Origin of the sequence: Ralstonia sp. 24A2 (assembly GCF_051783885.1) — a bacterium.
Taxonomy (GTDB): domain Bacteria; phylum Pseudomonadota; class Gammaproteobacteria; order Burkholderiales; family Burkholderiaceae; genus Ralstonia.
On sequence record NZ_JBPVZD010000002.1, the window covers coordinates 277,064 to 290,862 of the forward strand.

At 67.6% G+C, this 13,799-nt stretch carries 13 protein-coding genes; 11 read left to right on the plus strand and 2 right to left on the minus strand.

Features of this window, described 5'->3' with window-relative positions; translation table 11 throughout:
- Positions 1 to 93 precede the first annotated feature (93 nt).
- Both ACS13N_RS06130 and ACS13N_RS06135 read right to left on the minus strand, forming a co-directional pair.
- Positions 94 to 681, minus strand: a complete 588-nt coding sequence (locus tag ACS13N_RS06130; RefSeq protein ID WP_438930824.1) for an EF-hand domain-containing protein — start codon at positions 679 to 681, stop codon at positions 94 to 96.
- A gap of 148 nt (positions 682 to 829) precedes the next feature.
- Positions 830 to 1,519 carry a type II secretion system protein N gene (locus tag ACS13N_RS06135; protein WP_438930825.1) on the minus strand — a complete coding sequence of 230 codons (690 nt, stop codon included), beginning with the start codon at positions 1,517 to 1,519 and terminating at the stop codon, positions 830 to 832.
- Positions 1,520 to 1,694: 175 nt separating this feature from the next.
- Between ACS13N_RS06135 and gspG the strand changes: the two genes are divergently transcribed.
- The 11 genes from gspG (at position 1,695) to ACS13N_RS06190 (ending at position 13,797) form a co-directional block, all read left to right on the plus strand.
- Positions 1,695 to 2,174 carry a type II secretion system major pseudopilin GspG gene (gene gspG / locus ACS13N_RS06140; RefSeq protein ID WP_438930826.1) on the plus strand — a complete coding sequence of 160 codons (480 nt, stop codon included), beginning with the start codon at positions 1,695 to 1,697 and terminating at the stop codon, positions 2,172 to 2,174.
- 30 nt (positions 2,175 to 2,204) lie between these two features.
- On the plus strand, positions 2,205 to 2,705 hold the full coding sequence (locus ACS13N_RS06145) for a GspH/FimT family pseudopilin (protein WP_438930827.1): 501 nt from the start codon (positions 2,205 to 2,207) through the stop codon (positions 2,703 to 2,705).
- Complete coding sequence (gspI, locus tag ACS13N_RS06150) at positions 2,702 to 3,118, plus strand: type II secretion system minor pseudopilin GspI (RefSeq protein WP_438930828.1); 417 nt, start codon at positions 2,702 to 2,704, stop codon at positions 3,116 to 3,118. Before ACS13N_RS06145 ends, gspI begins: the two co-directional genes overlap by 4 nt.
- Positions 3,099 to 3,839, plus strand: coding sequence for a PulJ/GspJ family protein (locus ACS13N_RS06155; protein WP_438930829.1), 741 nt, complete (start codon positions 3,099 to 3,101; stop codon positions 3,837 to 3,839). Before gspI ends, ACS13N_RS06155 begins: the two co-directional genes overlap by 20 nt.
- A gap of 1 nt (position 3,840) precedes the next feature.
- On the plus strand, positions 3,841 to 4,905 hold the full coding sequence (gene gspK / locus ACS13N_RS06160) for a type II secretion system minor pseudopilin GspK (protein ID WP_438930830.1): 1,065 nt from the start codon (positions 3,841 to 3,843) through the stop codon (positions 4,903 to 4,905).
- Positions 4,906 to 5,078: 173 nt separating this feature from the next.
- A complete protein-coding gene (gene gspL / locus ACS13N_RS06165) occupies positions 5,079 to 6,497 on the plus strand; it encodes a type II secretion system protein GspL (protein ID WP_438930831.1) in 1,419 nt (472 codons plus the stop codon).
- 10 nt (positions 6,498 to 6,507) lie between these two features.
- Positions 6,508 to 7,074: a type II secretion system protein GspM gene (gspM, locus tag ACS13N_RS06170; protein ID WP_438930832.1), complete on the plus strand. Its 567-nt coding sequence runs from the start codon at positions 6,508 to 6,510 to the stop codon at positions 7,072 to 7,074.
- A 10-nt stretch (positions 7,075 to 7,084) separates the two neighbouring features.
- A complete protein-coding gene (locus ACS13N_RS06175; RefSeq protein ID WP_438930833.1) occupies positions 7,085 to 7,936 on the plus strand; it encodes a type II secretion system protein N in 852 nt (283 codons plus the stop codon).
- 37 nt (positions 7,937 to 7,973) lie between these two features.
- Entirely contained in the window at positions 7,974 to 10,400 is a 2,427-nt protein-coding gene (gene gspD / locus ACS13N_RS06180; RefSeq protein ID WP_438930834.1) for a type II secretion system secretin GspD, read from the plus strand.
- Between the two features lie 21 nt (positions 10,401 to 10,421).
- Positions 10,422 to 11,981 carry a type II secretion system ATPase GspE gene (gene gspE, locus ACS13N_RS06185; RefSeq protein WP_438930835.1) on the plus strand — a complete coding sequence of 520 codons (1,560 nt, stop codon included), beginning with the start codon at positions 10,422 to 10,424 and terminating at the stop codon, positions 11,979 to 11,981.
- Positions 11,982 to 12,054: 73 nt separating this feature from the next.
- Entirely contained in the window at positions 12,055 to 13,797 is a 1,743-nt protein-coding gene (locus ACS13N_RS06190; protein ID WP_438930836.1) for a DUF4153 domain-containing protein, read from the plus strand.
- Positions 13,798 to 13,799 lie beyond the last annotated feature (2 nt).

The window sequence follows — 13,799 nt, forward strand, 5'->3', positions numbered from 1 at the left end:
AATTCGGTCGCGTGTCGATGGGATGATGTGTGTTCGCGCAGCCATGAAAAACGGCGCCCGAAGGCGCCGCCATTGGCTGCATCGCACGATGCGTTATTGCGTTTGCGTCGTGGCCGGCGTCGTTGCCGAGGCGGCCTTCTGTGCCTTGCGGGCATCGTGACGCGCCTGCATGTACGCGCGGATCTCGTCTTCCGTGACCTTGCCGTCGTGGTTGGCGTCGATCTGGTCAAAGTGCTTAACCAGGCGCGGCATGCCGGCTTGCATTTCGTCCTTGGTCAGGCTGCCGTCGTTGTCCTTGTCGGCGGCCTTGAACTTGGCGTCAAAGCGCTGCGCCATCTTCTCGTGCATCTCGCCCTTGTGGGCCTTGCGCCAGGCGGCCAGCTCTTCCTTGCTCAGTTGGCCGTCGTGGTTGGTGTCGATCTGGTCGAAGTTCTTTTCCAGCCAGGCATGCCCCTTGGCCTCGTCGCGCGAGATCTGGCCGTCGCCGTTGGTGTCGATGGCCTTGAAGCCACCGTGGTGGGCCGGCTTGGCGGCGCGGGCGGTGGTGCTCGGGGCCTGGGCGGCGGCGGGTGCCTGCGCGGCGGGTGCGCTGGCCTCCTGGGCGCGAGCGTTCATGCCCGACATGGCCAGGAACAGGGCCGAAGTTGCGAGGAAGGCTTGGACAGCACGTTTGTTGGTCATGGTCAGCTCCTTTCACATGGACTGTGTAGCCGATTAGAACCCGACAATGACGTCACGTTGCCGGGTTTTACACGCTGTTACCCCGATGACACGCGCTGTAATATGCGCGCCCGGTCACGCCGGGCGCTGTTCCGGAGGGGCTGTGGGCTTACTGGTCTGCGCCGGGTTGCGGGGCTACGTCGCCCTTGCGCGCTGCAGCGGCAGCGCGATGGCGCGGGCCGGTAATGCCGCCCTGGTCGGCAGCCTCATCGCCCGTGTTCATCTGCGCCGGGGCGATGGGGAGCATGGCGCCCGGCATGGCGGTATTGGCCGGGTTGTTCGGCACGGCCGGTGCCGGCGGTACGGCAGGCGTTGCCATCGGAGCGGCGGCGCCCGACGGCGGCAGCGGCAGCCCCGACGGCGCATTGCGGTTGGCCGGCGTGACGCCCGCCACCACGGCGCTGGCCGGCAGCGGAATTTCCTGGCGTGCGCCGTTGCGCTCGATCACCACGGAGCGCGCCTTGATTTCCACCAGCTTCAGGTTGGAGGACAGCGACTTGCCGGCACGCACGGCCTGCGGCGGACCGCCATCGACCGAGACGATGGCCGCGCCGGTGCCGTCAGCCAGATCGGCCACCACACCGGCCACCTGCACGTCGCGCGGGCCGGTCTGCGGGCCGCCGCCGAAGAGCGTGACCGAGGCGCCAGTCTCCAGCGCGTCGGTCTGCGCCACGCGGGCCTCGCGCGGCACGGACAGCGCGCGCAGCGACGACAGTGTCAGAACCCAGTGCGTCAACAGCGCACACAGGGCAGCAAACAGTACAAGACTGAGCAGGCGGGACGACTGTTGAGCGTTCATGAAACGTGGTGATGCACCGTGAGAATTTGCTGATTCTATCCGCCCTTCATGCCGGTTCGATGAACAGCTTGGAGGGCCCGTTCTAAACGTATGCGCGGCATGACCCCGCCGCACAATCTATGGTCATATGTCACGGATATACTGTGTTCCCACTCTTATTGCCAACTCTCTCGCCATGATGCAAGGCCAACTCCGCTCCTCTTTCCGCCAACGTTCGGGCGCCGCCTTGGGCTCTCGCGCGGCGCGTGGCTTCACCCTGATCGAAATCATGGTGGTGGTGGTGATCCTCGGCATCCTTGCCGCGCTGGTGGTGCCGAAGATCATGAGCCGCCCGGATGAGGCGCGCATCATCGCCGCCAAGCAGGACATTGCTTCCATCTCGCAGGCGCTCAAGCTCTATCGCCTGGACAACGGCCGCTACCCGACCACCGAGCAGGGGATTGGCGCGCTGGTCGCCAAGCCAACCACCGAGCCCATCCCCAACAACTGGAAGGCCGGCGGCTATCTGGAGCGCCTGCCCAAGGACCCGTGGGGCCATCCGTACCAGTACCTGAACCCGGGCGTGCGCGGTGAAGTGGACATCTTCAGCTTTGGCGCCGACGGCCAGCCGGGCGGCACGGGCAACGACGCCGACATCGGCAACTGGGACAACTGATTCCCTAGCCTGAGCACGGCTCCCATCATCATGACCGGCCATCCGCTGGCTTACCGGCAGGCCCCGCGGCACGCTCGCGGCTTCACGCTGCTGGAGCTGCTGGTGGTGGTGGTCATCATCGGCATCGTGCTGGGCGTGGTGGCCGTGAACGCCACGCCCAACCCGCGCTCGCAGTTGAACGACGACGCGCAAAAGATGGCCCGTCTGATCGAACTCGGCCAGGAAGAAGCGCAACTGACCTCGCGCCCCGTGGCGTGGGAAGGTGACGCGCAGGGCTGGCGCTTCTATGAATCAACGCCCAACGGCTGGCGCCTGCTCACACGTGATGTACTGGCGCCGGGCCACTGGCGACAGGGCATGGACAGCGTACAGATCGTCACCGGCGCTGCCACGGTGCCCGGCGCGCCGCAGCGGCTGGTGTTCGGCCGCGAGGCGATCGGCCTGCCGTGGCGCGTGGCACTGACCTCTCAGGGCGCGCGCGTGGACATCGTCTCCGACGGCGGCCCGCGCGTACTGACCGAAACACCATGACGCCCGCCGTGAAACCCTCGCGCACCCTCGGCCGCGCGCGTACGCGTGGCTTCACTCTGCTGGAAGTACTGGTGGCGCTGACCATCGTGGCCGTGGCGCTCACAGCCACCATGCGCGCCATGGGCAGCATGACTTCGGCCAGCGAATCCTTGCAGACCCGCATGATCGCCACCTGGAGCGCCGAGAACGACCTCGCCAACCTCCGCTTGGCGCGCGCCTTCCCCGACCCGGGCTCGCGCGGCTTCTCGTGCCCGCAGGGCGATACCGAACTGTGGTGCGAAGAGACCGTCGCCACCACGCCCAACCCGGTGTTCCGCCGCGTGGAGGTGTCGGTGTATGCAGACGCCGCCAAGTCCGTGCGTCTGGCCTGGCTGGTCACCCTGTTGCCCAACGATGCGCGCAATGTCTTCTGAGCGCCGCGCCCTCCGTGCCGCGCGCGGCTTCACCCTGCTTGAGCTGCTGGTGGCCATCACGCTGCTGGCCATCCTGGCCGTGCTGGCCTGGCGCGGGCTGGACAGCATGACGCGCACGCACGAAGCACTGGCCCAGCGCGACGAACGTATCGAAGCCCTCAAGACCGCCTACGCCCAGTTCGATGCCGACTGCACGCAACTGGCCGATCCGAACACGCTGTCGCGCTCGCCGATCGAGGTGGACGCAAACCGCGTGCTTCTGGTGCGCGACCGACGCGACGACGGCCAGCAGCCCGCGTGGCAGGTGGTGCTCTACCGCATCGTCGACAGCCGGCTCGAACGCCTGCAAAGCCAGCCCATCACCAACCGCGGCGATCTGCGCGGCGCGCTCGACAACCTGCGCCAGGGCGGCGGCAACGCCGCGCGCTACCAGCTCGCCAGCAATATCGACAGCATCAGCGCCCGCGCCTGGATCGAACCGGGCGGCTGGATGGACAACACCGGCGCGCTGTCGGCGGCGCTGTTTCCGGGCGGCAGCAATACGACCACGCTGACGGGCTTGCCGTCAGCCTCCACGCCCAGCGCATCGGCGCCGTCTGCCAACACCGGCGTGGTAGTGCCGGCTGCCTCAGTGCGCGCGGTGGAGCTGGCGCTGCTCGTGCGCATGACGCCGCAGGGTGCGCCGCAGCGCTTCACGCGCATCTGCATGACGGGACTCTGACATGGCGCGATGCTCGTCCAGGCCTCTGCACCGTGGTACGCGCCAGCGTGGCGCGGCCATCGTCACCGCATTGCTGGTGGTCACGCTGGCCGTGGTGATCGTCTCGGGCATGCTGTGGCGCCAGCAGGTGGAGATTCGCGCGGTGGAAAACCAGCGCCTGAAGGCCCAGGCCACGTGGATCGCGCGGGCAGGCATCGACTGGGCCCGCCTGATCCTGCGTGACGACCTGCGCCGCACCGGCGCCGTCGACCACCTGGGCGAGATCTGGGCCGTGCCCATTCAGGAGACCAAGCTGTCGGACTTCCTAGGCAGCTCGCTGCGCACGGATACGGCCGGCGAAGAGTCGTACCTCTCGGGCCGCATCTTCGATGCCCAGGCGCGCTTCAACCTGATGAACCTGCTGACAATGCAGACGCTGGGCACGCGCACCATCGTCACCGGCCGCGACAAGGACGGCATCAAGGCTTACGGCCTGCTGTTGCAATCGTTGAGCCTCGACCCGAACCTGGCCAACCTCACGGCGACGTACTTGGCGCAGATGCTGGGCGGTATCCAGTCGGTCGAGGGTGCCACGGGCGGACAGTCAGGCGGCGATGACAGCGGCGCTAGCGGCGGCAACGGCCCGCGCCCACTCGATGATGTGGATGGCCTGCTGTCCATTCCCGGCTACACGGCAGACGCCATCCGCAAGCTGCGCCCTTACGTGATCGTGCTGCCCACGCGCACGCAGATCAACGCCAACACAGCCAGTGCCGAAGTGCTGGCCGCCGTCATCCCCGGCCTGAGTGTGGACCGCGCCCGGGCGCTGGTGCAGGCGCGCGACCGCGCCTACTTCCGCAACATCGGCGACGTCACCAACCAGCTGCGCGGCCTCGCGCCTGGCGTGGACACCACGGCAGCGGCCAACCTGCTCGACGTGCAGACGCACTATTTTCTGGTCTACGGCATGGCCCGCCACGAGCGCGCGCAGCTTGGTCAAGTGGCGCTTGTTTCACGTGGCGATCCGGTCAACAATAACGCGACCCGTATCGTCTGGGTCCGCCGCATCGACGGAATTCCGTCATGACGGCGCCGCAACACCCCTCTAACTACGGACATTCCGTCAGTAGACAGACCCTAGCCTTCGCCGTATTGTCATCCGCATCGTTCAGCATCGCGGGTCTTGCGCCACCAGCCCTTTCTGGCGGCTTTCCCGGTGATTCCGGTAGCTCGCATCAACACTCTCAATAGAGGAGCGGTTTGACGACCTCCCTGTACGTGCGCCTGCCGCACCGGCCCATTCAATCGCCCGAACGCTGGCAAGCGGGTGCGCTCGCGTCCGTGCCGTTTGCGCTGGTGCGCGAGGAAGGCGCACAGGGCGCCCAGCGCATCCTGCGTGAAGGCACGTCGCGCCCGGACGAGCTGCCCGCCGCCGACCGCCTGATCCTGCTGCTGCCGGCCGCCGACGTCTTGCTCGTGCCCGCCAGCGTGCCGCCGCTGGCCCTGCCCAAACTGCGTCTGGCCCTGCCCAACCTGGTGGAAGACCGCCTGGTGCAGGACGCGCAGCAGTGCCACATCGCCCTGGGCCCACGCCTGAACGGCACCCCCGTGCGTGGCTGGCGTGCCCCGCGTGAGCCGCAATCGCGCACGCTGATGATTACCGACCGCGCATGGGTCCGCTTCATCCTCGACAACTTCGGCGCGCACAAACACCGCACGTGTCACTTGCTGCCTGCGCAGCTTTGCCTGCCGTTTGAAACGCCCGCAGCCGCAGTCCCATCGGCAGACGCCGCCAACGATGCCGAGCGCGCCGAGCCCTCGCTCGACACGCCAGCCGAACCAGCCGCTGCAGAAGCTGCCACGACGATAGTCGCCCCGGCCACCATCGCACTCGATGCTGCGCCGCCGTCCGATCCGGATGCACCCGCTGCCGTCGACATCACCGTACGCACCGGCCCTGCCGAGGGCTACGGCCTGCGCCTGCTGCCGGCCAACGTCGCCAACTGGCTGGCCATTGCACCCACCCCGGCCAGGCTGATGGTGTCGCCCGCCCTGCGCGAGTTGGCGCCGGGTCTATCTGCTGATCCGGCGGCCGCCACCCTCGATTGGGCGGCGTGGACGGCCGGCGCACGCACCGCACTCGCCTCGGGCGAAACCGACCTCTGCCAATTCGACTTCGCCAACGGCGGCATGGCCAGCGTGGACTGGTCCATGTGGCGCCTGCCGATCGCGCTGGCCGTGCTGCTCGTGGTCGTGCAGCTCATTGGCATGAACGCGCGCTGGCTCACGCTGCGCGCCGAGCAGAAGCGCCTCGATACCGCCATGCGCACGCAACTGCAGACGGCCTTTCCGAATACGCCGGTGATTCTCGACCCGCCCGCGCAGATGCGCCGCCAGGTCGAGCAACTGCGCCTGGCCGCCGGCAAATCGGCACCGGAAGATTTCCTGCCGCTGGCCGATCGCTTTGCCCAGGCCGCCACAAGCCTCGCGCCCGACGCCCTGCTCGCGCTGGACTATCATGGCCGCGCGCTGACGGTCACGCTCAAGGACGGCACCGACACCAATGCGCTGCGCACCGCCGCCCGCAATGTCGGCCTGAACATGGACACCGCCGAGGCCCCGCGCGGCGCCGAAGCCACCGTGCCAGGCTCGCGCTGGACGGTCTCCATCGCCCAATAACGACTCCTCCATGGCGACTTCCTCTCCTTCCTCCGCTTCCGGTGCCCGCCGCCTGCCACGCATCGGCGTGCCGGATTCGGTACGCGACGCGGTCACGACCTTCTGGATGCAGCGCGAGCCGCGCGAGCGTCGCATTCTTGCGGGCGGCGGCGCGATCCTCGTGCTGGTCATCATCTATCTGGTGCTGTGGGACCCTGCCTTTGAAGGCCAGCGCCGCATCGAAAAAGCCCTGCCGCAGATGCGCAGCCAGTTGGCCGAGATGGAAACGCTCGGCCAGGAAGCCCGCGGGCTGTCGGCCATTGCCGCTGCGCCGGTGCCGCATGGCGCAGAGCTGCAGCAGGCACTCAACACCAGCCTCACCAACCACGGCCTGAAAGCCACGCGGATGGCGCTGTCGGGTGAGAGCGTGCAGGTGCAGCTGGACAAGGTGTCCTTCGGCGCCGTTGCCGAGTGGCTGCAGGAAGTGCGGCAGGCGCAGCGCATGAAGGTGATCGACGCGAACATCAAATACGTGGGCGCCACCGCCCTGGTCAACGTGACGGCAACGCTGCAAGGCCCCGCCGCCACGAGCCGCTGACGCTGTACCGATGGCAATCGAATCACTACCGCCGCTGCGCCTGCGCCGCCGCGACGCGTCTGAACGTACGAGCCTGGGCTGGCGCCTGCTGTGGTGCGGTGTTGCACTGCTGGCCGTGGGGGTGACAGTCATATCGCAATACCCGGCGGCATGGGCCGCTGAGCGGGTGGCATCGGCCACGGGGCAGCGTGTGCTGCTGGCCGATCCACAAGGCAGTATCTGGCATGGCAGCGCGACGCTGGCGCTCACGGCCGGCAACGGTGGCGCCGATGCAACCGTGCTGCCGGGGCGGCTGTCCTGGTCGGTGGACATGCTGCCGCTGCTGACCGGCACGCTGCGGGCGCACGTGGCGCATGACCGCGCGCTGGAGCAGCCGGTGGCGTTGACGGTTTCGCCGGGCAACTGGCAGGCCGAGGCCGGTGCGATCAAGCTGCCGGCGTCGCTGCTGGAGGGCATTGGCGCGCCGTTCAACACGCTCAAGCTGGATGGCCGACTGCGTGCGCAGTGGACGCCGCTGTCGGGTCAATTTGGCCGTGCGTCCGGACGAGATAAGGGCCAGCCAGACACGGTCCAGGGCGCGCTGACTGTCACGGTTGAGCAGGTATCATCCAGCCTCAGCCGGGTACGGCCGCTGGGTAGTTACCAGGCCGTGCTGTCGTTCGGGGGCGCTGCCGGCGGGCCCATGCAGTTGGCCCTGTCGACGCTGGCCGGACCGCTGTCGCTGCAGGGCCAGGGAACGCTCGGACAGGGCGCGCATTTTGACGGTGTGGCCAGTGCCACGCCGGAGTCGGAACCGCAATTGATTGGCTTGTTGAGCCTGCTGGGCCCGCGTGACGGCTCGCATTATCGACTACGCTTTTGATTCCTAAGCCGGCGCGCGAGCCAGTGTGCCGACAACCATGAACGAGACCATGCACAACGCCTCTTCCCGACTCACCGTCCGCGCCATCGTCCTGGCGTGCTGCGCAACGATGGTGGCCGGCTCGATGCCCGTCTATGCAGCCCCGCCTGCCGGTGCGCCAGCATCCCAGAACGGCAATGCCGCTAACTCCGGTAATCCGGGGGATGAGGTCTCGCTGAACTTCGTCAACGCCGATCTCGAATCGGTGGTGAAGGCCGTGGGCCAGGCCACCGGCAAGAACTTCATCGTTGACCCGCGCGTGAAGGGCACGGTCAACCTCGTCACCGAGAAGCCGGTGACGCGCTCGCAGGCGCTGGAATCGCTGGGCTCGATCCTGCGCATGCAGGGCTACGCGATTGTCGAGGGCAACGGCTTTACCAAGGTGGTGCCGGAAGCCGATGCCAAGCTGCAGGGCTCGCCCACCAGCGTGGGTGCAGCAGGTGCTGGGGGTGCACGTGGCGGCGAGCAGGTCGTCACGCAGGTATTCCGCCTGCAGCATGAATCGGCCAACAACCTGGTGCCGGTGCTGCGGCCGATGATCGCGCCCAACAACACGATCACCGCGTACCCCGCCAACAACACACTGGTCATTACCGATTACGCCGACAACCTGCGCCGCATCGGCCGCATCATCGCGTCGATCGACACGCCGGCCGCCGGCGAGACCGAACTCATTCCGCTGAAGAACGCCGTGGCCATCGACGTGGCCGCTACGCTGCAGAAGCTGCTCGATCCGTCGGCGGGTGGCGGTGCTGCAGCCGGTGCAGGCGCGTCGCTGTCGGACCCGAGCCTGCGTACCTCGGTGGTGGCCGAGCCGCGCTCGAACAGCGTGATGGTGCGTGCCTCCAGCGCTGCACGCCTGGCACAGGCCAAGCAACTGATCGCCAAGCTGGACGTGCCCAATGCACGCCCGGGCAACATCTGGGTAGTGCCGCTCAAGAACGCCAACGCGGTGCAACTGGCGACCACGCTGCGCGCCATCGTGGCGGCCGACTCCACGCTGTCGGCTTCCGCATCCACGGGCCCGGGCGGGCAGAGCGCTGCGCAGGGTGCAACGGCACAGCCAACCGGTGGCAACACCGGCGCACAGAATACGCAAAACACCAACTACGGCAGCGGCTCCGGTTCGGGCAGCGGCGCGGGCAGCGGCAATTCGTCGTTCCGTGCCTCGTTCGGGCAGAACAACACCCCAACCACCGGCGGCATCATCCAGGCCGACCCCGCCACCAACGCACTCATCATCACCGCCAGCGAGCCGGTCTACCGCAACCTGCGCGCCGTGATTGATGACCTGGATGCACGCCGTGCGCAGGTCTACATCGAATCGATGATCGTGGAAGTGACGGCCACCAAGGCGTCGCAGCTTGGCATCCAATGGCTGGTGGGCGGTGGCGGGCCGGGCACGTTTATCGGCGGCGGCACTAACTTCGGCACCGGCTCCGGTAACCTGCTCAATCTGGCCGGCACCATTGCCGCCGTCAGCTCGGGCGGCATCGGCAGTACGGTGGCGCAGACGGCTCTGAGTAACCTGAACGTCGGTCAGCTCAACGGTGGCAACGTGGGGGTGTTCAACCGTGGTAGCGGCCTGGGCGCCATCCTCAGCGCACTGGGTTCGGATGGCTCGATCAACGTGCTGTCCACGCCCAACCTGATCACGCTGGACAACGAAGAAGCCAAGATCCTGATCGGCCAGAACGTGCCGATCACCACCGGCTCGTACACGCAGCAATCGGGCACGGCATCGCAGCCGTTCCAGACCTTCGATCGCAAGGACGTCGGTATCACGCTGCGCGTCAAGCCGCAGATCACCGATGGTGGCCTGGTGAAGATGCAGATCTTCCAGGAGTCGTCGTCGGTGGTGCCGGGCACGCAAGCCTTGCAGCAAGGCCCGACCACCAACGTGCGCTCCATCGAGACCAACGTGCTGGCCAACGACGGCCAGGTGGTCGTGCTCGGCGGCCTGCTGGAAGACAACTACCAAGACGGCGAGCAGAAGGTGCCGGGCCTGGGCGACATCCCCATCCTGGGCGCACTGTTCCGCTCCGAGAACAAGACGCGCGTGAAGACCAACCTGCTGGTGTTCCTGCGCCCAATCATCCTGCGCACGGCCGATGCCACCGGCGCGCTGTCGGACAACCGCTATAACTACATGCGCGGCACGCAGCAGGGCTTTGTCTCGCCCAACATGCTGCCGACCACGTCCGACAAGGACACGCCGGTGTTGCCCGCGCCCGAATCCATGCGCCCAGCCGACAATTACGGCGACATATCGGTCGTGCCGAAGGGCCCCACCGGCACGCAAGTGCCGCCGGGCGCACCGCTGCCGATGCCGCAAAGCACCACCCGCAGCGAACCGCGCCTGCAGAACTTCGCGGCGCCCACCTCGGGCGGCTACGACGGCAACGCGCCAAGGAACGGCGGCTAAAGCAGCCGAGGACAACACACCATGGCAACGACGCAAGCCCTGACCACCGACGTCCAGACGCTGGAGCCGCCCTCGCAATCGGCGGTGCGGCTGGTGCCATACGCGTTCGCGCGTGACGCCAAGTTGCTCGTCGCCCGGCAGGACGTCGACACGCTGGAAGTCTGGGTCTGCCCGGAAACCTCGCGCACCGCGCTGGCCGAACTCACGCGCGTGTTCGGCGCGCTGCACCTGGTGACGCTCGACACGGCCGCCCTCTCCACCGCCACACAAACGGCCTACAACGCCCAGGACGGCAGCGCCGCCCAGGTGGTCGGCGAGGTGGAAGGCGAGGTCGATCTGTCGCGTCTGATGCAAGACATTCCCGCCGTGGAAGACCTGCTCGAATCCGAAGACGATGCGCCGATCATCCGCATGATCAACGCGCTGCTCACGCAAGCCGCACGCGAAGGCGCATCGGATATCCACATCGAGCCGTTCGAAAACGCATCGGTGGTGCGCTTCCGTGTGGACGGCACGCTGCGCGACGTGGTGCGCCCGAAGAAGGCGCTGCACGGCGCGCTGATCTCGCGCATCAAGATCATGGCGCAGCTCGACATTGCCGAGAAACGTTTGCCGCAGGACGGCCGCATCACGCTGCGCGTGGGTGGCCGCCCGGTGGACGTACGCGTGAGCACCCTGCCCACCGGCCACGGTGAACGCGCGGTGCTGCGTCTGCTCGACAAGGAAGCTGGCCGGCTGGACCTCGGCAAGCTCGGCATGGGCGCCGGCACGCTGGCGCGCTTCGATCACCTGATCAACCAGCCGCACGGCATCGTGCTCGTCACCGGCCCGACGGGTTCCGGTAAGACGACCACGCTGTACGCGGCGCTGTCGCGGCTCGACGCGGCGTCCACCAACATCATGACGGTGGAAGACCCGATCGAATATGACCTGGACGGCATCGGCCAGACGCAGGTCAACCCGAAGATCGACATGACCTTCGCCAAGGCCCTGCGCGCCATCCTGCGCCAGGACCCGGACGTGGTGATGATTGGGGAAATCCGTGACCTGGAAACCGCGCAGATTGCCGTGCAGGCCTCGCTGACCGGCCACCTGGTGCTGGCGACGCTGCACACGAACGACTCGGCCTCCGCGGTGACGCGCCTGATCGACATGGGGATCGAGCCGTTCCTGCTGTCGTCGTCATTGCTGGGGGTGCTGGCGCAGCGGCTGGTACGCCGCCTGTGCGTGCAATGCCGCCGTGAAGAAGTGCTGGAACTCACGCCCGCCGAAGTGGAAGCCGTGGCCGGTACGCCGGTTGCGGACGGTGTGGCGCCGGCCGCGCCCGCGCACAAATCGGTGTGGCACCACGTTGGCTGCGAGCGCTGCGGCAACTCGGGCTACCAGGGCCGGACCGGTGTGTACGAACTGCTGACCGTCACGCCTGAGATCCAGACCATGATCCACCGCCAGGCCGCCGAATCCGAGATCAAGGCCTTCGCCATCGGCCAGGGCATGCAGACCATGCGCGCCGATGCGCAGCGCTGGATCGACACGGGCGCGACCTCGCTAGAAGAAGTGCTGCGCGTGACGCGCGACTAGTGCGCGGCTGGCGCGCCATTCATAGACCCGGCCCGGCTGCGCTAGGGCCTGTTGGCCCCTGGAGCCCTCATAGATGCCGTCGTTGCGGTTGATGCTGATTGCCTTGGTGCAAGGCGTGGGTCTGTACCTGTGCGGGCGGTTGTCCAGCGCGCCGATGGCCGACGTACAACAAGCCGTGCTGGCCACGAGCTTCACGCTCCTGGCCTTCGGCCCCACCGCGTACTACCTGTGTGATCGCACCACCGCGCTGCGCCGGCAGGTTGTATTGCTGGCGATCGCAGCGGTGCTGATCGCCGCACTGGCCGGCTACGGCCACTGGATGGGGCAGGCAGGGACGACGTCCGACCGCTTCACCAGCCTCGGCCGCGTGCAGGTGGTGTCGCTCGTGCTGTGGGTGCTGGCACTGCCGCTCATCCAGTTGCGCGCCGATGGCCATGCGCTGACCGACTACCCCGCCCTCTTCCGCGCCAGCTGGCGCGACGCCATCCTGGTGATCGACGCCGCGGTCTTCACCGGCATCTTCTGGGCCGTGCTGTTCCTGGGCGCGCAGTTGTTCGACATCATCGGGCTGAGCTTCTTCCGTGAGTTGGTCCGCAAACCCGCCTTTGCCTGGCCGGCCACCACGGTGTGCTTTGCCTATGCCGTGCAGCTCTGCCGGCGCCATGCAGTGATGGTCGAGTCGATCCAGCGGCACGCGCTGTCGGCGTGCAAGTGGCTGCTGCCGCTCACGCTGCTGATTGGTGCGGGTTTTGTGCTGGCGCTGCCGTTCACGGGCCTGAAGACGCTGTGGGCCACCCGTTATGCGGCCTCGCTGCTGCTGTGGCTGCTGGCGGTGTCGGTGCTCTTCATCAACGCCGCGTATGGTGACGGCAGCGAAGCCCCAGGCTACCCGCGCTGGCTGGCCGCCCTGCTGCGCCTGTTCACGCTGGCGCTGCCGGTGCTCGCTGGGCTGGCACTCACCGCCCTGTGGCTGCGCATCCAGCAGCATGGCCTGACCACCGAGCGCATCTGGGGCATGCTGGTCGCACTCACCGGCTGCGTCTATGCGCTGGGCTATGCACTGGCTGCCGTGCGCGGTGGCGCGTGGCTGGGTGGCATCGGTCGCGTCAACGTGGCCGTGGCGATTGGCCTTCTGGTGGCGATTGCCCTGCTCGCCAGCCCGGTGCTGGAGCAGCACCGTCTGGCGCTGAACAGCCAGCTCGCACGCCTGAGCGCCGGCAAGGTCACCGCCGAAAAGTTCGACTACGATGCCCTGCGCTTCGACATGGGCCGACCGGGCCGCGCCGCACTGGCCAAGCTCGCCGCCGATACCACGCTCGCCAACCATGCCGAGATCAACCGGCGCGCCACGCTGGCGCTGGCCAAGACGCAGCGCTGGGGCAACGGCGCCAAGGCCGCCGACTTCGATACCGTGCTCGCCAGCACCAAGATCTACCCGACGGGCGCCACCCTGCCCGCCGACTTCATCGACTACGCCCGCGCGCACCGCGACAACTTCATCTCGCTCGCATGCCAGCGGGGTGATGCACCCGACTGCGGCCTGATCGTGCTGGACCTCGACGGTGACGGCCAGCCCGAGATCCTGCCCGCCGTGCCGCAATACCGTCCGCAGATCTACGCGCGCACGTCTGCCGGCTGGCAAACGATCGGCTATCTGGAAATCTCCTTGCGCGGCTGCCGCCACGACAGCACCGACGCCGACGCCGCAACGGCCACGGCCGCCAAGCCGCTCTGGAACGACCTGCTCATCGGCAAGGAACGCTGGATGGTCATCCCCGACCGCGCCGCCGATTGCGCCCCCAACAAGAAGCCCTGACC

Bases quoted from the DNA above. Each gene is read 5' to 3' on its own strand.
- ACS13N_RS06130 (WP_438930824.1), bottom strand. From the start codon at position 681: ATGACCAACAAACGTGCTGTCCAAGCCTTCCTCGCAACTTCGGCCCTG.
- ACS13N_RS06135 (WP_438930825.1), bottom strand. From the start codon at position 1,519: ATGAACGCTCAACAGTCGTCCCGCCTGCTCAGTCTTGTACTGTTTGCT.
- gspG (WP_438930826.1), top strand. From the start codon at position 1,695: ATGATGCAAGGCCAACTCCGCTCCTCTTTCCGCCAACGTTCGGGCGCC.
- ACS13N_RS06145 (WP_438930827.1), top strand. From the start codon at position 2,205: ATGACCGGCCATCCGCTGGCTTACCGGCAGGCCCCGCGGCACGCTCGC.
- gspI (WP_438930828.1), top strand. From the start codon at position 2,702: ATGACGCCCGCCGTGAAACCCTCGCGCACCCTCGGCCGCGCGCGTACG.
- ACS13N_RS06155 (WP_438930829.1), top strand. From the start codon at position 3,099: ATGCGCGCAATGTCTTCTGAGCGCCGCGCCCTCCGTGCCGCGCGCGGC.
- gspK (WP_438930830.1), top strand. From the start codon at position 3,841: ATGGCGCGATGCTCGTCCAGGCCTCTGCACCGTGGTACGCGCCAGCGT.
- gspM (WP_438930832.1), top strand. From the start codon at position 6,508: ATGGCGACTTCCTCTCCTTCCTCCGCTTCCGGTGCCCGCCGCCTGCCA.
- ACS13N_RS06175 (WP_438930833.1), top strand. From the start codon at position 7,085: ATGGCAATCGAATCACTACCGCCGCTGCGCCTGCGCCGCCGCGACGCG.
- gspD (WP_438930834.1), top strand. From the start codon at position 7,974: ATGAACGAGACCATGCACAACGCCTCTTCCCGACTCACCGTCCGCGCC.
- gspE (WP_438930835.1), top strand. From the start codon at position 10,422: ATGGCAACGACGCAAGCCCTGACCACCGACGTCCAGACGCTGGAGCCG.
- ACS13N_RS06190 (WP_438930836.1), top strand. From the start codon at position 12,055: ATGCCGTCGTTGCGGTTGATGCTGATTGCCTTGGTGCAAGGCGTGGGT.